Raw genomic sequence first — 19323 nt, forward strand, 5'->3', positions numbered from 1 at the left:
ACGGATTAATAATGCCCTTGTTATTTAGAGACTAATTTAAATAGACATCGTTCTTCTTGGAGCCGTTACCCGCTTCAGTATCCAGGAAAGGGTAAACGTGGGGATAAAATCTGTACCTGGAAATAATTCCTCCATGAAGTTAAAAACACTACCGAAAGTACCAATCGTGCCACCAAACATACGGTAGAAAATGATGGCAGAAATCGGGGCCCAGATAAAGTCACTGACGTCTCCTAATACCGGAACTGCGTAACTGGCGCATCCTAACACGTCCATCAGGATGCAGATCCATAAACTGGGAGTATATTTTTTTTCCATATCAACCTCCGCTTTTCAATACATAAACAAATTACTTACCAAATTCCAAACTAACTGTAAGTTACTATATAAACGCAGGATGAGCGCGGTTGGTTCTACGGAAAAAATAAAATCCGTATTTCCACGCCCTTTTGCCTTAAAAAGGCGGCAGGAGCTTGTAAGTAAACATAATTTCGCCTACATTGATGGCAGTTTAAAGCAAACCTTTTTTATGCATCAGGAAAACTCACGCCGCGATATGATTAAGAAAGTAGCCACAATGGCATTCGCATCCACCGCGCTATCATCCCTCTCCAGCAGGGTATCTGCACACGATCTGGCAGTAGATGAAAAACTAAAAGGCAAAATCAACCACTCGGTATGTGCCTGGTGTTATAACATTCCACTGGATGAACTGTGTAAAGCTGCTAAACAAATCGGCATTCATTCCATCGACCTCGTTGATCCGAAAGACTTCGACATCCTGAAGAAAAATGACATGATCACCGCTATGGTGGCCAGTAATGGCCCGGATTGGAATATCGGCAAAGGATTTAACACCGTAGCCCACCACGATAAACTGGAAGAATATTTTAAACATTATATAGATGAAACCGCAAAAGCCGGTTTTACCAACCTGATCTGCTTTTCCGGCAACCGTAACGGCATGAGCGATCAGCAGGGCATTGAAAACTGCACCAAAGGCCTGCAACGCATTACCGGCTATGCAGAAAAGAAAAAGGTAACGCTGGTAATGGAACTGCTGAACAGCAAAGTGGATCACCACGACTACCAGTGCGATCATACCGCCTGGGGCGTAGAGCTATGTAAATCAGTGGGTTCTCCCAATTTTAAGCTGCTATACGACATTTACCATATGCAGATCATGGAAGGGGATGTAATCCGTAATATCCGCGACCACCACGATTATATTGCGCATTACCACACCGGCGGGGTACCGGGCCGTCATGAAATTGATGAAACCCAGGAGCTGTACTATCCGGCCATCATGAAAGCGATCTACGAAACCGGCTTTAAAGGCCACGTGGCCCAGGAGTTTATTCCTGCCCATAAAGACCAGATCGCATCGCTCCGCCAGGCAGTAGGAATCTGCGATCTGGCTTAAATTCATAAATATATCCTACTTTCGCGGACCAGTCTACTAAACCAGTAGGGTATATAACATGAACCAAAATTACAAAAAGCCTTTATCATGGCTGCTCAATGAGTCGGCCAGTGAAAGCAAAGATACCCTCAAACGCACGCTGAATGGCTTTCAGCTGCTGATGCTGGGCCTGGGCGTTATTATCGGTGCGGGATTATTTTCCCTTACGGGACCCGCAGCCGGCAATAACGCCGGGCCGGCAGTAACACTCTCCTTTATAGTGGCTGGTGTTGGCTGCGCCTTTGCCGGTCTTTGCTATGCCGAATTTGCCTCCATGATCCCGGTGGCAGGCAGCGCATACACCTACGCCTACACGACAATGGGAGAGCGGCTTGCCTGGATCATAGGCTGGGACCTGGTCCTCGAATTTTCCGTGGGAGCCGCCACCGTGGCTATCAGCTGGTCTAATTACCTGGTAGCATTCCTTGCAGGATATAAAATTTACATTCCCGCACAGTTTTCACACTCCCCGTTTGAAACCATCACGCTGGCAAACGGCATAACCACCCACGGCTATTTCAATCTCCCTGCAGCATTGGTCATTATCCTCATGTCGGCGATCCTCATGCGTGGCACCAAAGGCTCGGCCATATGGAACGCGATAGTGGTGTCGCTCAAAGTGGGCGTAGTGCTTGTTTTTATCGCCCTCGGCTGGAAGTATATACAGCCGGCTAATCTCACCCCATATATTCCCAAAAACACAGGCACCTTTGGAGAATACGGCGTGTCCGGTATTTTGCGGGGAGCAGGTGTCATCTTCTTTGTATATCTCGGTTTTGATATTGTGAGCACAGCCGCCCAGGAAACCAAAAATCCACGGCGTAATATGCCCATAGGCATTCTCGGATCACTGGCGGTATGTACGGTCCTGTTCATTCTTTTTTCCCATGTACTCACCGGACTGGCGCCCTATAAAGAGTTTAAAAACAGTGCGGCGCCGGTAGCCATTGCCATTGCGCACACGCCCTACAAATGGCTTGGGCAAATGATTATCCTCGCCATCATAGTCGGTTATACCTCCGTAATCCTGGTGGATCTCTGGGGGCAATCGAGAGTATTTTACAGTATGGCTAAAGATGGCCTGCTGCCAAAAATATTTTCGGATGTCCATCCCCGTTACCGTACTCCCTGGAAATCGAATATCCTTTTCTGTGTGTTTGTAAGTTTGTTTGCCGCACTGGTACCGGTAAGGGTAGTAGGGGAGATGACCAGCATTGGTACCCTGCTGGCATTTGTGATCGTATGTGCAGGGGTTTGGATAATGCGGTACTCCATGCCGGATGCACCGCGCGCATTTAAAACACCGTGGGTTCCCTTTGTGCCATTAATGGGCATTATCACCTGTGCCGTTATGATGGCCTTTCTGCCCTGGGATACCTGGTTACGTCTCATCGTATGGATGGCAATAGGCATGGTGATCTATGAATTTTATGGTAAGAAGCACAGTAAAGTGCGTAAGCAGCTGAAAAGCTAATATTTCCAGTCCTGCCGCAGTACACCCATTACCACCATATCCACATACTGCCCGTGCAGTTTGGCGCTGTGGCGCAATATTCCTTCTTTGGCAAATCCCAGTCTGATCGGGATTTGCCCGCTACGTTCGTTCTGCAATACAAAGCGGATCTCTATCTTATTCAGGTGGAGTTTTCTGAAGGCAAAGGAAATAAGTCCTTTGCACGCGGCGGTAGCAATGCCTTTCCGCTGGAACTCTTCTCCTATCCAATAACCTATTTCTGCTTTCTGCAACTGGTGGTCCCATCCGTGGAGATCAATGACCCCGCAAAATTGCTCCTTGTACCATACCCCCAGGGCAATGGCTTCCTGTTCTTCAGCTTTGCGTAACATCAACTGTATAAAGCGGAGGGAATGTTCTTCGTTGGTATTATAATCTACCCAGGGTAAAAATCTGCGCAGGCTTTTACGGGATGCATCCAGTTGTTTATATACCAAGGGAGCATCCTGCACCTGGAGCTGCCGGAGGTATATGTTTTCATTAACGGTTATTTCGAACATAACTGGATTTAAAAGGGCGTTAAACTTACACCGATTTCCCGTAAAATCCAACCTGCGGGCAGTAAAATAGCCGCTGACCTTTAGCTTTATTGTATAAAAACTAAGAGCCAGCGGCTGTTTATTCTCTATTTATTACCGTTACTGTTTTGCTAACAACTGTTGTTTAGCCATATCTTTTACTACCTGTTGTGCATATAATACGGCCATTCTTTCCGTTGTTGGCGGATCGAAAGACTGTGATTGTACAGAGTACAACATTTGTCCGCTCTTCATATCATACAGGTTGGCTTCCCATTGATACTTGGTATTGTAAGTATAATATCCGGGAGCATACATCCTGGATGACCACATAGAGTAATAGGGCCAGAAGCCATAATAACCGTAAGGTGAGTAACTGGGAACAAAGTTTCTTTCCCTGCCTTTATCCAGCATTACAATGGTCATGATCTGGTTTACATCACTTCCCTGTAATTGCTTCAACACCTGCTTTTCCGTCATTTTAGCCATGTCGTTGGGGCCATAGGTCTGCAGTGCAGACATGGCATTATATCCCTTTCTTCTCAGTTCCGATACGGTGTAATTTTCCATCTGGCTGCGCAGGGTACGATCTCTCTGAGGTACCAGCGCCATTACCATTATTTTATTATCCTTTTGCAGTTGCTGTGCATCATTGGAACGCCAGGAAGACGTTACTTTGGTGCTTGAACAGGCTGCCATGGCGATGATTGCAAATCCTGCCATGATAAGACCCAGCTTTTTCATATTCCCTCCTTTAGTTTGATTAGTTAGTTTGTATCTGTTAGACGTGGAACAGAGCGATTTGTAACATCACCCCGGCAGTTTTAACAAATCTTTGAGACTTGTTAATAATTTGCTAATGAATAGTTTATGCACAGCGGAGGTTGTCTTACTCAGGATTACGCTGATTAGCTTTTGGAGATTTGGGGGAGAATTTAGCGTAGGTTGTCTTGGACACTGATTACGCTGATTTTGCTGATTACTATTTTGATTTTTAGAAGGATTTTGGAAGATGAATGTACTGGCCGGATTTTAATTTAATATCCGGCAGTTTCTATGGAATATTGGTATGTTTTTAGCTTTTTATAGGATTTTCGGAAAATTCAGTGAATTTAAACGGCTTTCCCAGTTGCTATTTCTTAAATAATTTAAGAAGATGAGCGGCATTTAACAGCAAAGATTTACTGAATGCCGTTCAATCACTTTCACCGGTATATTGGCGTACCGTTTCTCTGATGGGGTAGTATTGCGTATAACGCCCGAAAAAATTTCGCCCGTAAAGCCCTGTGGTAAGCGATCCTGGCATCAAGTCCACGTCACCTCCACATCACCTCCGTGTTAACTGCATGTATTAAGCATGTACTAAGCATATAATAAGTATAAACGACGCATTTCACCGTCTATCTTTAAGCAATCTTTATTCACCCCCTTGTTATCCTCCACCAATCTCCTCAAATCACAAAAATCTAATCAGTAAAATCAGCATAATCAGTGTCCAAGACAACCTCCGCTAAATTCTCCCCGAATCTCCAAAAGCTAATCAGCAAAATCAGCGTAATCAGTGTCCAAGACAACCTCCGCTGCATTAGTAGTTGATCACCTGCTCTTCGATAGCAGCAGGCAGCTCTCTGAATTTGTACAGTTGCGTACGTAACTGCGGTTCAAAACCAGCTTCGCGGATCGCCTCCTGCATAGACAGGTAGGTAAAGCGATGCGGGGCGCCGGCAGCGCTTACCACGTTTTCCTCGATCATGATAGAGCCAAAATCGTTGGCGCCGGCGTGCAGGCAAAGTTGCGCCACCTGTTTACCTACGGTTAACCAGGATGCCTGGATATTTTTAATATTCGGCAGCATGATGCGGCTCATGGCAATCATGCGGATATATTCTTCCGAGGTAGTCATGTTGTGTACGCCACGGATCCTTGCCAGCAGGGTATCCACATCCTGGAAAGTCCAGGGAATAAACGCGGTAAAGCCATAGTGTCCTTCCGGCTTTTCGCTTTGTACCTGCCGGATATCCACCAGGTGCTCAAAACGTTCCAGCACGGTTTCCACGTGACCAAACATCATGGTTGCCGAAGAGGCAATGTTCAGCTTGTGTGCCGCACGCATTACATCCAACCACTCCTGTGCACCGCACTTTCCTTTGGAGATAAGGCGGCGTACGCGGTCGTTCAGTATTTCAGCACCGGCGCCGGGAAGACTGTCCATACCCGCTTCCTGCAAGGCACGGAGCACTTCTATATGGGTGCTTTTTTCCAGTTTGGTGATATGTGCAACTTCGGGGGGCCCGAGGGTATGTAATTTTAATGCAGGATATAATTGTTTTAGTTCCCTGAAGAGATTTACGTAGAAGCTGAGACCCAGTTCCGGGTGGTGCCCGCCTTGTAACAGCAGCTGATCGCCGCCATACTTAAGGGTTTCCTCGATCTTCTTTTTGTACTCTTCAATTGGCGTAATATAGGCCTCTTTATGGCCGGGAATGCGGTAAAAGTTACAAAACTTGCAGTTGGCCGTGCATACATTGGTGGTATTTACGTTCCTGTCGATCTGCCAGGTTACCTTTCCATGCGGAACCTGTTGCTTGCGTAACTCGTTGGCTATTTCCATCAATTCTGCCAGCGGGGCATTTTCAAACAGGTAAACGCCCTCTGCTGCTGTCAGAAACTCAAAGTTCTGCGCCTTTTTGTATAAATCCTGAAGTTCCATGTGCTATATTTCTAACCCTGAATAACTTTGACAAAGGTAGTATTTAGGCAATTAACCGCCTGTAATAAAAATATTTTATACGAACACTATTTAATGTTAAATTTATAGGTATACACATCCCCTGCATCAACCAAGTATGCTTAGACCAATTCTGTTACACGTTATGCTGCTTCTGGCAGCCGCCGGTATATCGATGAGCACCCAAGCCGGAAATGCCACGCCTGAAAACGATAGTACTCGCGAAGCCATGCTGCTCACGCGCTTCCACTTCAAACAATATTACGGGGGAGTAGTAGTCATCCAGGCACTGGTCAGCAATTATCCGGACACGCTTCAGTTCATTCTCGACACCGGCAGCGCAGGCATTTCACTTGATACCACCACCTGCCTCAGGCTGGGAATAAGCATGGAACCTTCCGACCGGATCATAAAAGGGCTGGGCAGTTCCAAACCGGTATCCTTTGCACGGCGTCACTCACTGAAACTCCCGGGATTAAAGGTAGACAGCCTTGATTTCCACATTAACGATTATGAACTGATCAGCCAGGTGTACGGTATACAGGTAGATGGCATCATCGGGTATAGCTTACTGAGCCGGTATATTGTTACAATAGATTACGATACAGAAGAAATTATTATTTATTCCAAAGGAAAATATACTTATCCCCGGGGAGGTCAACTGCTACGTCCTTCTCTCACGCAGATCCCGTTGATATCTGCTCCGCTGAAGAACGCTGTGCGCACCATCACCAACCGCTATTATTTCGATACCGGCGCCGGTATGTGCCTGTTGCTGTCATCCCAGTTTGTAAACGACAGCAGCGTATTACAAGGCAAAAAACGCCGCACCAAAAAGATCATACAAACAGAAGCACAGGGCCTGGGAGGGAAGATGACCATGTCGCTCACTACGGTAAATGAATTCCGCATCGGCAACTATAGTTTCCGGAATGTGCCCACTTATGTGTTTGACGATAAAAGCAACGTTACCGCTTATCCTTTTCTTGGCGGAATGATAGGGAACGATTTGCTTCGCCGTTTCAATATCACCCTCAACTACAGCAAAAAGGAAATATACATGCTGCCTAACACGCATTTCCGTGATATGTTCGACTATTCTTACACCGGTTTGATCATCTACCTGATCGACGGAAAGGTAGAAGTAACTGATATTATCAAGGGATCACCTGCGGAAAAAGCCGGCTTCCGGACAGGCGATATTATCATGGGCATCAATAATAACCTGGGCCCAAATCTTCAGCTGTTCCGCGAATTACTGAAAAACATCGGCACACGCGCTACCTGCCTGGTGAGCCGGGATAAAGAACTCCTCATTAAAAAATTGCCAATAAAAAGTATTCTTTGACGTTATTTGTGTCATGTGGCGCTTTTTATTGACAGTAACCATCATATTCAGCTATGCCCTAATGCCTGCCCATGCCCAGCGCAGAGGCTCGTCAGCAGCAGCAACAGATAACAGCAAACCGGTAGCCGTCATTCCTTTTGAACTGGTAAACCGCCAGTTGATCATTCCCGTTACCGTTTCCGGTAGTACGGATACCCTGCATTTTATTTTCGACAGCGGAGCAGAAGTAACGGTAATGAATCTCGCTACTGCCGCTAAACTACAGCTGAGAAATGCCGGCAATGCCTTTTTAACCGGCACCAACAATGCGATGGCCAAAACAGAACTGGCTACACTAAATGCCCTTTATCTCAAAGAACTCCGGTTACCCTATGTGAAAGTATACCTGGAAAACCTCAGTACCCTGGGGCCGGTGGACGGCATCATAGGAATCGCTTTGCTAAAGCTATACATCGTTAAAATAGACTACCGGGCCAAACAACTCGTACTGTACAAGGCGGGCAAAACCCCCACCGGCAATACCGGCAGGCTGCTGCATTTTCAGCTTAATTTCAGCACCCCGGTTATTGACGCCTCCATCCAGCTGCCCGATGGTCGCCGGTTACCCGGCCACTATCACATCACCACCGGCGGCGACTACGGCATCCTTTTTAACTGGCCCTATGTAGATAAATACAAACTCAATACCCTGCTCCCCACCATCAATACAGACCGCGTACAGGATATGCTGAAGGTATTGTACTACATCAATAGTTCGGTGCCCTCACTGGAAATGGGCGGCCGCAGTATCCCCAATGTGCCGGTGAGCTACAGCAAGGATATAGACGACCTCGGCGTATTTACAGAAGTAGCCGGCTCTATTGGTTATGATATCTGGAAGGACTACACGCTTACCATTAATTACGACAAGAAGGAACTGTACCTGGAGTAGCTTTTTGCCGCTTTGAGCTGAAAGCTTACCGTAATTCCCTATTTTTACCGTATTGACCAATAAAAAGATATGATCCATTATAATAAGTTTACGCTGGCAAACGGACTGAGGGTAATTGTTCACGAAGACCATACGACGCCGATGGCGGTAATAAATGTGCTGTATGATGTGGGAGCGAGAGATGAAAATCCGGCACAAACGGGCTTCGCCCACCTGTTTGAACACCTGATGTTTGGTGGGTCCATCAATATTCCCTCATACGATGAGCCGTTACAAATGGCCGGTGGCGAAAATAATGCATACACCACCAGCGATCTGACCAACTACTACATTCAGCTTCCGGCAGAAAATATTGAAACCGGTTTCTGGCTGGAAAGTGACCGCATGCTCTCCCTGGCCTTTGATGAAAAAAGCCTGGATGTGCAACGCAAAGTTGTATCGGAAGAGTTTAAAGAACATTATATCAATAAACCTTATGGAGATGTATGGCATAAAATGCGCGAGCTGTCGTACACTACCCATCCCTATCGCTGGATGACCATCGGTAAAGAATTATCACATATTGAGAATGCTAAACTGGAAGATGTAAAAGCATTTTTCTTTAAGTACTACCGCCCGGTAAACGCGATCCTCTCTGTAGGCGGCAACGTTACCGTGGAGCAGGTGAAAGCGCTCGCAGAAAAATGGTTCGGCGATATCCCTTCCGGCGAAAAGTATTATCGCAACCTGCCGGTTGAACCCGCCCAAACAGCAGCACATAAACTGGAAGTAAAAGCCAATGTACCTCTGGATGCACTGTATAAATGCTACCACATGTACGCCCGCACCGACAAACGTTACTATGCAGCGGATCTCATCTCCGACATCCTTGGTGGTGGCAGCTCCTCCCGCCTGAACCAGGTACTGGTAAAAGAAAAAAAGCTATTCAGCAATATTGAATGCTATCATTTTGGCAGCCTCGATGCCGGCTTACTAACCATAGAAGGTAAACTGGTAAAAGGAGTAAAAATGAAAGATGCAGAAAAAGCTATTCAGCAGGAATTGGAAAAACTGCAACAGGAAGTCATCTCAGAAAGAGAACTGCAAAAAGTAAAAAACCGCGTGGAAAGCTTGCTGGCCTTTGAAGACATGAGCTTACTCAACCGTGCCAATAACCTGGCATTTTACGAACTGCTGGGCGATGCCGCACTGATGAACCACGAATTTGAAAATTATGAAGTGGTAACCGCAGCAGAAATACATGAGGAAGCGAAACTGCTTTTTGATGAGAAGAATTCAAATACCATTTACTATTACGCTGCAAATTAGTGCAGTGGCTTGTTTTCGGCCCTCACCCTTTAAATAAGACACGATGAACAGAACGATTGCCCCTCCCATTAAAGATGCGGTGGATTTCGATATAAAACTGAAGCCATATGAACAGTTCACCCTGGACAATGGCATCCCGGTATACGTTATGAAATCTGACGAACAGGAAACATTACAGCTGGAGCTGGTATTTCCTGCAGGCAGCTGGTATGAAAGCGAAAGCCTGGAAGCTACAGCTACCAACTTTCTCATGAAAAACGGTACCAGCAAACATACGTCGCAACAAATCAATGAAAACATCGACTATCACGGCGCTTACCTGAACCGTAATGCATACCATGAAAATGCAACCTATACGCTTCACTGCCTCACCAAGCACACGGAAGTACTGCTGCCCATGCTGCAGGAAGTGATCCTGGACCCAATATTCCCGGAAGAAGAACTGAACCTGTATAAGCAGAACCAGAAACAAAAGCTGGCAGTAAACCTGCTTAAATGCGATTTTGTAGGCAACCGTTTCATTGATAAATACCTGTTCGGGGAGTTCCATCCGTATGGCCGCGTAAGCTCCATGATGGCATATGATGCATTGCAATCTGAAGGACTGCAGGCGTTCTATAAAAAGCATTATACTTACAACAACTGTAAGATCTTTGTGGCTGGTAACCTGCCCGCCAACATGATCCCGTTGCTGAACCAATATTTTGGCACCACCCAATGGAACGGGGATACTCACCTGGTTAAACTCGATCTGCCAATACAGCCGGCAGAAGAGAAAAAATTCAGGATCTTTAATGACGAAAATGGGGTACAGGGCGCCGTGCGTGTGGCCCGTCATTTCCCGAACCGTTACCATCCCGATTTCCCGAAGATGCTGGTGTTAAACACCATCTTTGGCGGTTACTTTGGTTCCCGCCTGATGAGTAACATCCGGGAAGAAAAAGGGTATACCTACGGCATTTATTCACAGCTGTATAACTTCCGTCAAACCAGTGCCCTGAATATTCAAACAGAGGCCGGCCGCGATGTTTGCGAAGCTACCATCGATGAAATTTACAAGGAACTGCTCCGCCTGCAGAACGAACCGGTGCCCAAAGAGGAATTGGACCTCGTTCGCAACTATATGATCGGTTCCATCCTCGGCGACCTGGATGGCGCTTTCCAGCTGATCCAACGCTGGAAAAACCTCATCCTGAACGACCTGGACGAGAATTACTTCTATAATAACATCAAAACTATTAAAACCATTACCGCGGAAGAATTGCAGCAGCTGGCAAAACAATATTTCACGCCAGGCGATTTTTATGAGCTGGTAGTGATTTAAAAAGAAATATCCCGCTAAAAAATAAAAGGTTTCCATTAACGGAAACCTTTTATTTTTGGATAACCTGTATTATCCCTTCCACCAGGAATCAAAGAACTTTTAAGGTACCCTTTAAATACTATGGTCATGGACCCATTGCCTGATTATCTTTCAACAAACAAAGAGCTCTGGAATAAACGTACAGGCGTTCACGTTAAGTCTGATTTTTATGACCTGCCCGGCTTCCTCGGTGGAAAAAATTCACTGAAAGAGATAGAATTGCGGTTACTTGAAACGGTACAGGAAAAGGAGATCCTTCATCTGCAATGCCACTTCGGACAAGATACCTTATCTCTTGCCAGGATGGGCGCCACGGTAACAGGAGTGGACCTTTCCGATGCAGCCATTACTTTGGCAAACGAACTCGCTATTAAATCCGGATTGGAGAAAAAAGCCCGCTTCATTTGCTGCGACCTTTATAGCACGCCCCATCACCTGGAAGGCGCTTTCGACATCGTATTCACCTCTTACGGTACTATTGGCTGGCTGCCAGACCTCGACAAATGGGCCGCTGTAGTAAATCATTTTCTGAAGCCCGGCGGATCATTCGTGATGGCGGATTTTCATCCTGTTATATGGATGTTTGACGACAACATTAAAGAGATCATCTACAGCTATTTTAACACCCAAACCATTGTGGAAGAAACAACCGGAACTTATACCGATGGCGGCAGCGGCATCCGGCATACTTCCTATTCCTGGAACCATCCGCTGAGTGAAATAGTTACGGCATTAACCGCGCAGGGATTGCAGTTGCAGGTATTCCAGGAATTTGATTATTCTCCCTATAACTGTTTCAGTAACACAATTGAAAAAGATGGCCGTTTCTATATCCGGGGAATGGAAGAAAAACTGCCAATGGTATATGCTTTTAAATTCTTCAAACCTTTATAACATGAAATCTCTTATTCTTTTTCTTTTATTGATTACAGGCAGCATGGCCGCCTTTTCACAGTCACAGTCAGAAATGAATAAACAAGCCGGCCAGGAATATAAGGAGGCCGACAAGAAGCTGAATGATATTTACCAGCTGATCCTGAAAGACTATGCCGCCAACAAAGCATTCATTAAAAACCTGAAAGACGCGCAGCGGCTCTGGATACAATTCCGCGATGCGCAGGTACAGGCAATGTACCCCGCTGCAGCCAAAAGCTATGGCAGCGCATTTCCCATGTGCCGCGCCGGTTACCTCACCGAACTGACGAATCAGCGTACCGAATCCCTGAGAGTTTGGCTGAACGGGCTGCCACAGGGAGATATCTGTACCGGCTCTATCGGTGATAAACTGGGCAATTAATAAGCTCTCTGGTTGAGAAGGATTACTGATACTAGTATATTATTAAATATAATTTGTATATTTGATGATCACACAGTCCCTATGCGAAACCTGATCATCCTTCTCGCGGTATTCCTGTGCACGAAAGCGTATTCCCAATCACAACAAACAGCGCTGGACACACTTGAAAACCGCTACCAGCAATGCCTTGGCAACAGCCACAACATGTACAACTGTGCTGTTACCTACTATAAACAACTGGATAGTTTACTGAATACCACCCTCCGGCATCTCTATTCCAGCCTGAATACCGGGCGGCAGCAAAAGCTCCAGGTAGAACAGCTGGCGTGGGAAACAAAGAAAGAAGAATATTTTAGGAAGATAGATGAGCGGGTAGAAAAGATGCATAAACGCACGATGGAAGGATTGGATGATGAAATGATTTCTACCGATCATAAAGCAGCTTTCATCAAAGAGAGATTAACTACCCTTCTCAATATTTAGTGTTTTCTCCGTACAGGGAACATTCCTGTACGGAGAAAACAACGGTCAGAGTCTTTCCTGGTGACGCAACCAGCGTTCCGGCATTTCATTGTTGCTGGCCATCAGGTAGTCGTTATACGCACACGGCACAAATTCCCGGTCGGGGAGCTGCATCCACCAGCGGCCTGTTTTCTTGCTCTTCAGAAAAACTGTTTCTATATCGGAGAAGGCTATATGAAATTCCCAGAAAGCATCGCGGTCGTCCAGCAGGGCTTCTTTATTTTTCACGGCGCGTCCGTCCATAAAGTACCACATCATCTGGGAAATTTGCCGGGCGGTGAGGTGTTCTTTATCTTTTTCGGGGCGGTAGCCGTAAATACCAAAAGAGGAGAGGCGGCTGCTCATGCCGGCGTACCTGGCCAGGGAACAGGCTTCTTCACCGCTGAATCCATTTGGTGAAAGCTGGTTAGCCGGTGCATCGGTGTGCCGGATGATATTGATATCAAGACTGAACAGGTCTGAATGGCGCAGTACCGGTTCCGCTTCTTCCATGTTTTCACGGATGCGGCCAAGACGGTAGCAGTCGAAGCGAAGTTTATCCAGTGTTTCTAACATCCGCGGATGTACAAAATAACTCTGGAAACCGATATGATTGTAGTGACGCAGGTAGTTGGGTTGCTCCGTGAGTATGTCCATTAAAAAGCGTTCGCTGCGGATACTGGAGTCTTCTTTCAGGTCTATCAGCGCATCAGCAACAGTGGCTTCAATAATTAATTGCTGCGCCGCATAGGCCTTATATTGCGGGTAGGTAAGATCGTGTGAACCGCCCAGGATGATCACGGTTTTATTGGCGGCTAGTAATTCAGCAACAACAGTTTTCATGGCTGCATATGCGTCGGCAAGAAATGCACCTGGCAACAAATTGCCAACATCTGCGAGTTTAATATCGCGGTGCCAGTTGTACAAGCGGAAAAATTCGCGGCGGATGGCATCAGGACCGTGTGTATCCGTTTTGCCGGATGCACTGCCTCTTTCTTCTCCTACACCCAGCAGGATAATATCTGCTGCGTCTATATCCGGATGATGGTTATCTTCGTATGCGTCAATTACACCGCCCACCTGGAATGGATCGTATTCCTGGTCATCGTTTAAAAATGCCTTTGAAACAGGATGTAGGAAATCCTGCAGATGCGAAAAATCTGCCATCAGTAAATTGCGTTTATTTGATGGCAAACGTACAACAAGAATTTAAAAAAAAGCAAAACCAGGCAGATAAGGGCAGCGGGTCAAAGCTACTATAACGGGAATTTGTAGAGGTAAGGCTACTAGTTCTTGTGAATAATAAATTCGAAAGGCTTATGCGACTTACGTGAAATTGCTTTTTCCAGCACGGTTCGTTTGCTGGTAATCCGGCTTTTGTTACAATCCATAACTTCCATAACTGCACAGAGATAATCCATCGTCTCAATCAACGAAAGCATTTCGCTGATTTGTCTCACCGCAGATTGAATCTGCTGTTCCGTGTACCTATCTTCATGTAGCAGGATTAATAAATCTCTATCTACAGGTTTCATGAATAAAAAATTTGACTGTTCCCCGAAATATTGTTTGGCCAGGTATCAAAGGATAGTTCAAAAAGATAAGGCAAAAATTGTTTAGTTGTCAGTCGTTGTCAAAGTCGTCGTTGCTATCAAACAGATCGTCGTATTAGTGCATTCTTTTTTTATTCATGGTAGGACAACCGCAATCGTTTTTCTTAAAAACTTTACACCCTTCCATCACCAGGCATCCGCAAAGAAAAAAGACTACGATCCATTTTATACTTTTCATACTGCTAATTATATACTGGCTATTTTTGAATACCTTCCTGAAGTGTTTACCTTTTCTTAACAATGCCCTTTTGTAATTTAAGCTAAATTCGTAAAAAATTTTAAAATATTTGTCCACAATTATTTCGTCCCGAAAAATTTTAATCGTTCCCCTGGATTGGGGCCTTGGACACGCCACCCGGGATATTCCGCTCATCCGTGAAATGCTAAACGCAGGTTGTCAGGTTTTTATTGCGGCTGAAGGCAAACACGCGGCCCTGTTACAGCAGGAATTCCCGCAACTGACCATACTTCCGCTCCCCGGCTACCGTATCCAATATGCACAAAAAGGACAGTTTTTTGGACTGAAAATCATTCAGCAAATACCTAAAATTTTCCGTGCGGTAAACTATGAACAACGATGGCTGAAGAAGATAGTCGCTGAGTATCAAATCAATGCAGTTATTTCAGACAACCGTTTCGGTTTATATCATAAAAATATCCCCACTGTTTTCATTACCCACCAACTGCTGATTAAAACACCTTTTGGCGGTTGGATAGAGCGGACCCTGCAAAAAATAAATTATCGTTTCATTAACAAATACAGCGCCTGCTGGATTCCCGATTATCCCGGCAGTAACAATCTCTCCGGCGAACTGGCGCATCCCGGCCAATTACCTGCGCATACCACTTATATCGGTTGTCTTAGCCGGTTTGAGCAAAAACCGGGCGTGGAAAAAAAGTACGATCTGCTGGTGCTGATTTCCGGGCCGGAGCCACAACGCACCAACCTGGAAAAACTGATCCTGGACCAGATCAAATCCTTGTCCATCACCGCACTGATCGTAAGCGGAAAACCCGGCATCCCGCAACATGAACAGGTGGCCCCCGGTGTTACACAAATTAATCACCTCAACGCCAGCGAATTAAACGATGCCATGCTGGCATCAGATATGGTATTAAGCCGCTCCGGGTATACCACCCTCATGGATCTGGCCAAATTGAATAAAAAAGCAATTCTTATCCCTACACCCGGACAATCAGAGCAGGTATACCTGGGTGAATACCTGATGGAGAAAGGGTACTTCTATTCGCTTCCGCAGGAACGTTTTCACCTGAAAACGGCACTGGACGAAGCAGCCCGCTTCCCCTTCCGGTCTTTTCACCATGAACAGGATATGAACCAGTACAAACAGGTCGTACAACAGTTCGTACAATCCCTCTGAGATTATTAAAAAAGGGATGGCTGAATTCAGCCGTCCCTTTTTTCTTCAGTATCCATAAAATGTTCTCCTGCTAAATATTTTTCACCTCCGCACCGGTATAGATCTTTCCGCCGGTAATAGCCACCGGGCGTTTCAGAAAAGAATACTCCTGTAATATCAGGCTGCGGTAATCATCTTCCGTTAAATTCTTTTCATGCAGTCCCATCGGCCTGTACTGCTGCGATCTGCGGCTGAATAAAGATTCATAATTGCCGGAAAGCGCCTTCATTTCATCCAGCTGCGCCGGCGTGATCTTATCTTTCTTGATGTCCTGCAAAATAAATCCGCGCTCCTTTGCCTTCGTTTCTTCCAGGATTTTCTTACAGGTTCCGCAGGTCGACAAATGATAAATTTTATTCATTCTTTTTTGATTTTTTTTAGTTGTAAAGTTACATCCTCACCGTATATGGTAGTACTATCTTAATTTTGCAGATTCAAATTAAATCTTGTAGGTTTAGCAATGGAAAAGAAATTATTTTTACTGGACGCCATGGCACTGATTTACAGGGCTTATTACGCCCTGATCAGGAATCCCCGCATCACCAGTGCGGGTCGAAATACCAATGCGCAGTTTGGTTTTACCACTACTTTACTGGACCTCATTAATAAAGAAAAGCCTACTCACATAGCCGTTGCGTTTGACACGCACGCGCCTACAGAGCGTCATACCACTTATACTGACTATAAAGCCAACCGGGAAGATGCCCCGGAAGACCTGCTGGATGCATTACCGGATATCAAGCGGATCATTGAAGGCTTCAATATTCCCGTAGTAGAGCTGGATGGCTATGAAGCGGACGACGTAATAGGTACACTCGCATGGCAGGCCGCAGATGCAGGCTACACCGTTTATATGGTAACCCCGGATAAAGATTACGGGCAACTGGTCCGTGATAATATCTTTATCTACAAGCCCCCCTACATGGGCAACAAGGAAGAAATCATGGGGCCCAAGGAAGTGTGTGAAAAATGGCAGATCAAAGATGTACACCAGGTGATTGATATCCTCGGCCTTATGGGTGATGCAGTGGACAATATCCCCGGTATTGCAGGCATCGGTGAAAAAACAGCGATGAAATTACTGGCACAATATCACACCCTTGAAAATGTGCTGGATAACGCCGATACCATTGGCGGTAAAATGGGAGAGAAAATCAAAGCCGGTCGTGAAAATGCCCTGCTGTCCAAAGAACTGGCGACTATCATCACAAATGTTCCGGTTACCTTCCATGAAGAAGATTTCTGTATCAAAGATTGCGATAAAGGAAAGCTCACCGACATTTTCATGGAGCTGGAATTTAAAACACTTGGTAAAAGAATACTGGGAGATGGTTTTGCCGGCAGCGCCAGTGTGGAAGCTAAAGCGCGGGTGGTACAAACAGATCTCTTCGGCACTGTTGTTACAGAAGAAGTAACCGTCACCACAGAAACAGTGGAAACCGGCAACATCCTGCTGGCAGATAAAAATATTCACAACACCCCGCATGAATACGAGGTAATTGATACCCTGGAAAAAAGAACGGCCCTGCTGCAGCAATTACTGCAACAGTCAGAAGTGTCTTTTGATACCGAAACAACCGGCACCGACGCCAATGATGCGGAAATTGTAGGTATGAGCTTTTCCTTTAAAAAAGGTTCGGCGTATTACATTCCCATGCCGGCAGACAACACTGCTGCCCGTGCCATCATTCATGAATTTACACCGCTGTTCCAGCACCCCTCCATTGTACTCATCGGGCAGAATATCAAGTATGATATGCTGATCCTGAAATGGTACGGCATGGAAATTACCACCACCCTGTTTGACACCATGCTGGCCCACTACCTGATTGAGCCGGAAGGCCGCAGGAGCATGGATGTGCTGAGCGCGCAATACCTTCAGTATGAGCCGGTTTCCATAGAATCCCTGATTGGCAAAAAAGGAAAAGGACAGGGCAGCATGCGGGATGTGGAAATAGAAAAGATCAAAGAATATGCTGCGGAAGATGCCGACATAACATTGCAGCTGAAAGAAAGATTTGCGCCGCTGTTGCCCGAAAAGGCTGTGGACAAAGTATTCTACGATATTGAAAACCCACTCGTGAAAGTTCTTGCCGACATGGAGTACGAAGGCATTGCCCTCGATACTACAGCGCTGGCAGACTATTCAAAGGAGCTGGAAAAAGAAATCAAACGGGCAGAAGAAAGTGTGTACGAACAGGCAGGCGTTCGTTTCAAACTGGCGTCGCCCAAGCAATTGGGAGAAGTGTTGTTTGAAAAATTACAACTGGACCCGAAAGCAAAGAAAACACGTACCGGCCAGTATGCTACCGGTGAAGATGTCCTTCAAAAGCTTTCCAGCAAACATAAAATAGTAGAGGATATCCTTATTTTCAGAGAGCTTAGTAAACTGAAATCCACTTACGTAGATTCGTTGCCGTTATTGCTGAATAGACGTACCAACCGGATACACACCTCCTATAACCAGGCAGTGGCAGTAACCGGCCGTTTAAGCTCCAATAACCCCAACCTTCAGAACATCCCAATTCGTACAGACAGGGGTCGCGAAATAAGGAAAGCCTTCATTCCGCGCAACGAGGAATTTGTGTTGCTGTCTGCCGATTATTCGCAGATTGAGCTGCGCATTATTGCCGCCATCAGCGAAGACAAAGAAATGATGGCCGCGTTTCAGCAGGGAATAGACATCCACGCGGCTACGGCAGCAAAAGTGTATAACGTTCCCCTGGAAGAAGTTACGTCCGATATGCGCCGCAATTCTAAAAGCGTAAACTTCGGCATCATCTATGGCGTAAGCGCCTTTGGTTTGTCGGAAAACCTGGGCATTCCGCGCAGTGAGGCCAAAATGCTGATTGATAACTATTTTGCACAGTATCCATCTATCAAAAAATATATGGATGACCAGATAAAATTTGCGTCAGAAAATGGTTATGTTCAAACCCTGCTGGGACGCAAACGCTGGTTAAAGGACATCAACTCCTCTAACGCGGTGGTACGTGGCTTTGCCGAAAGGAACGCCATTAACATGCCTATCCAGGGGACTGCTGCAGATATGATTAAACTGGCGATGATTGCTATACATAAAGCATTCAAAGAACGAAACCTCAAGTCCCGCATGCTGTTGCAGGTACATGATGAATTGGTTTTTGATGCGCACCGTTCTGAACTGGAGATTATTAAACCCCTTATATTAGATCTTATGCGTAACGCCTTACCGCTGTCGGTTCCGGTTGAAGCGGAAATGGGCACCGGTAATAACTGGCTGGAGGCGCACTAAATTCGGCTGTGGCAATTAGCTTTTAGCAGGTAACATCTGATTCGCG

Annotated in this window: 18 protein-coding genes; 11 read left to right on the forward strand and 7 right to left on the reverse strand. The window is 45.9% G+C overall.

Annotated elements, in window-relative coordinates; all coding sequences use genetic code 11:
• Positions 1 to 36 precede the first annotated feature (36 nt).
• Positions 37 to 318 (reverse strand): hypothetical protein, encoded by a 282-nt coding sequence (locus tag QFZ48_RS10655; RefSeq protein ID WP_429043229.1) that lies wholly within the window; start codon positions 316 to 318, stop codon positions 37 to 39.
• 211 nt (positions 319 to 529) lie between these two features.
• On the opposite strand from QFZ48_RS10655, the gene QFZ48_RS10660 reads away from it, so the two are divergent.
• The gene (locus QFZ48_RS10660) at positions 530 to 1423 is read left to right on the forward strand and encodes a hydroxypyruvate isomerase family protein (RefSeq protein WP_429062232.1); all 894 of its coding nucleotides are present in this window, start codon (positions 530 to 532) and stop codon (positions 1421 to 1423) included.
• 58 nt (positions 1424 to 1481) lie between these two features.
• Complete coding sequence (locus tag QFZ48_RS10665; RefSeq protein WP_429062233.1) at positions 1482 to 2936, forward strand: amino acid permease; 1455 nt, start codon at positions 1482 to 1484, stop codon at positions 2934 to 2936.
• Here the strand turns inward: QFZ48_RS10665 and QFZ48_RS10670 are convergent.
• The 3 genes from QFZ48_RS10670 to mqnC all read right to left on the reverse strand — a co-directional run bounded on the left by QFZ48_RS10670 (position 2933) and on the right by mqnC (position 6203).
• Positions 2933 to 3475 carry a GNAT family N-acetyltransferase gene (locus tag QFZ48_RS10670; RefSeq protein ID WP_429062235.1) on the reverse strand — a complete coding sequence of 181 codons (543 nt, stop codon included), beginning with the start codon at positions 3473 to 3475 and terminating at the stop codon, positions 2933 to 2935. The two genes, QFZ48_RS10665 and QFZ48_RS10670, sit on opposite strands and share 4 nt — an antisense overlap.
• A 138-nt stretch (positions 3476 to 3613) precedes the next feature.
• On the reverse strand, positions 3614 to 4237 hold the full coding sequence (locus QFZ48_RS10675; RefSeq protein ID WP_429062237.1) for a hypothetical protein: 624 nt from the start codon (positions 4235 to 4237) through the stop codon (positions 3614 to 3616).
• Between the two features lie 841 nt (positions 4238 to 5078).
• Entirely contained in the window at positions 5079 to 6203 is a 1125-nt protein-coding gene (mqnC, locus tag QFZ48_RS10680; protein WP_370908909.1) for a cyclic dehypoxanthinyl futalosine synthase, read from the reverse strand.
• Between the two features lie 163 nt (positions 6204 to 6366).
• Between mqnC and QFZ48_RS10685 the strand changes: the two genes are divergently transcribed.
• The 7 genes from QFZ48_RS10685 to QFZ48_RS10715 all read left to right on the forward strand — a co-directional run bounded on the left by QFZ48_RS10685 (position 6367) and on the right by QFZ48_RS10715 (position 12951).
• Positions 6367 to 7569, forward strand: coding sequence for an aspartyl protease family protein (locus tag QFZ48_RS10685; RefSeq protein WP_429043215.1), 1203 nt, complete (start codon positions 6367 to 6369; stop codon positions 7567 to 7569).
• Positions 7570 to 7582: 13 nt separating this feature from the next.
• A complete protein-coding gene (locus QFZ48_RS10690) occupies positions 7583 to 8500 on the forward strand; it encodes an aspartyl protease family protein (RefSeq protein ID WP_429043213.1) in 918 nt (305 codons plus the stop codon).
• A gap of 69 nt (positions 8501 to 8569) precedes the next feature.
• A complete protein-coding gene (locus QFZ48_RS10695; RefSeq protein WP_429043211.1) occupies positions 8570 to 9808 on the forward strand; it encodes a M16 family metallopeptidase in 1239 nt (412 codons plus the stop codon).
• 43 nt (positions 9809 to 9851) lie between these two features.
• Positions 9852 to 11132 carry a M16 family metallopeptidase gene (locus QFZ48_RS10700; protein ID WP_370908905.1) on the forward strand — a complete coding sequence of 427 codons (1281 nt, stop codon included), beginning with the start codon at positions 9852 to 9854 and terminating at the stop codon, positions 11130 to 11132.
• Between the two features lie 126 nt (positions 11133 to 11258).
• Positions 11259 to 12065: a class I SAM-dependent methyltransferase gene (locus tag QFZ48_RS10705; protein ID WP_429043207.1), complete on the forward strand. Its 807-nt coding sequence runs from the start codon at positions 11259 to 11261 to the stop codon at positions 12063 to 12065.
• 1 nt (position 12066) lies between these two features.
• Positions 12067 to 12468 carry a lysozyme inhibitor LprI family protein gene (locus tag QFZ48_RS10710; RefSeq protein WP_429043205.1) on the forward strand — a complete coding sequence of 134 codons (402 nt, stop codon included), beginning with the start codon at positions 12067 to 12069 and terminating at the stop codon, positions 12466 to 12468.
• A gap of 81 nt (positions 12469 to 12549) precedes the next feature.
• Positions 12550 to 12951: a lysozyme inhibitor LprI family protein gene (locus QFZ48_RS10715; protein ID WP_429043203.1), complete on the forward strand. Its 402-nt coding sequence runs from the start codon at positions 12550 to 12552 to the stop codon at positions 12949 to 12951.
• A 45-nt stretch (positions 12952 to 12996) separates the two neighbouring features.
• Here QFZ48_RS10715 and QFZ48_RS10720 read toward each other — a convergent pair whose 3' ends face one another.
• Positions 12997 to 14136, reverse strand: coding sequence for a formimidoylglutamase (locus QFZ48_RS10720; RefSeq protein ID WP_429062238.1), 1140 nt, complete (start codon positions 14134 to 14136; stop codon positions 12997 to 12999).
• Positions 14137 to 14255: 119 nt separating this feature from the next.
• The gene (locus QFZ48_RS10725) at positions 14256 to 14504 is read right to left on the reverse strand and encodes a hypothetical protein (RefSeq protein WP_079471515.1); all 249 of its coding nucleotides are present in this window, start codon (positions 14502 to 14504) and stop codon (positions 14256 to 14258) included.
• A 365-nt stretch (positions 14505 to 14869) separates the two neighbouring features.
• On the opposite strand from QFZ48_RS10725, the gene QFZ48_RS10730 reads away from it, so the two are divergent.
• Complete coding sequence (locus QFZ48_RS10730; protein ID WP_429043196.1) at positions 14870 to 15964, forward strand: glycosyltransferase; 1095 nt, start codon at positions 14870 to 14872, stop codon at positions 15962 to 15964.
• Between the two features lie 70 nt (positions 15965 to 16034).
• Here QFZ48_RS10730 and QFZ48_RS10735 read toward each other — a convergent pair whose 3' ends face one another.
• Positions 16035 to 16364, reverse strand: coding sequence for an arsenate reductase family protein (locus QFZ48_RS10735; protein WP_429043194.1), 330 nt, complete (start codon positions 16362 to 16364; stop codon positions 16035 to 16037).
• Positions 16365 to 16463: 99 nt separating this feature from the next.
• Between QFZ48_RS10735 and polA the strand changes: the two genes are divergently transcribed.
• Positions 16464 to 19277 (forward strand): DNA polymerase I, encoded by a 2814-nt coding sequence (polA, locus tag QFZ48_RS10740; RefSeq protein WP_429062240.1) that lies wholly within the window; start codon positions 16464 to 16466, stop codon positions 19275 to 19277.
• Positions 19278 to 19323: the final 46 nt, after the last annotated feature.

It is taken from the genome of Chitinophaga sp. W2I13, assembly GCF_050434005.1.
Lineage (GTDB): Bacteria > Bacteroidota > Bacteroidia > Chitinophagales > Chitinophagaceae > Chitinophaga.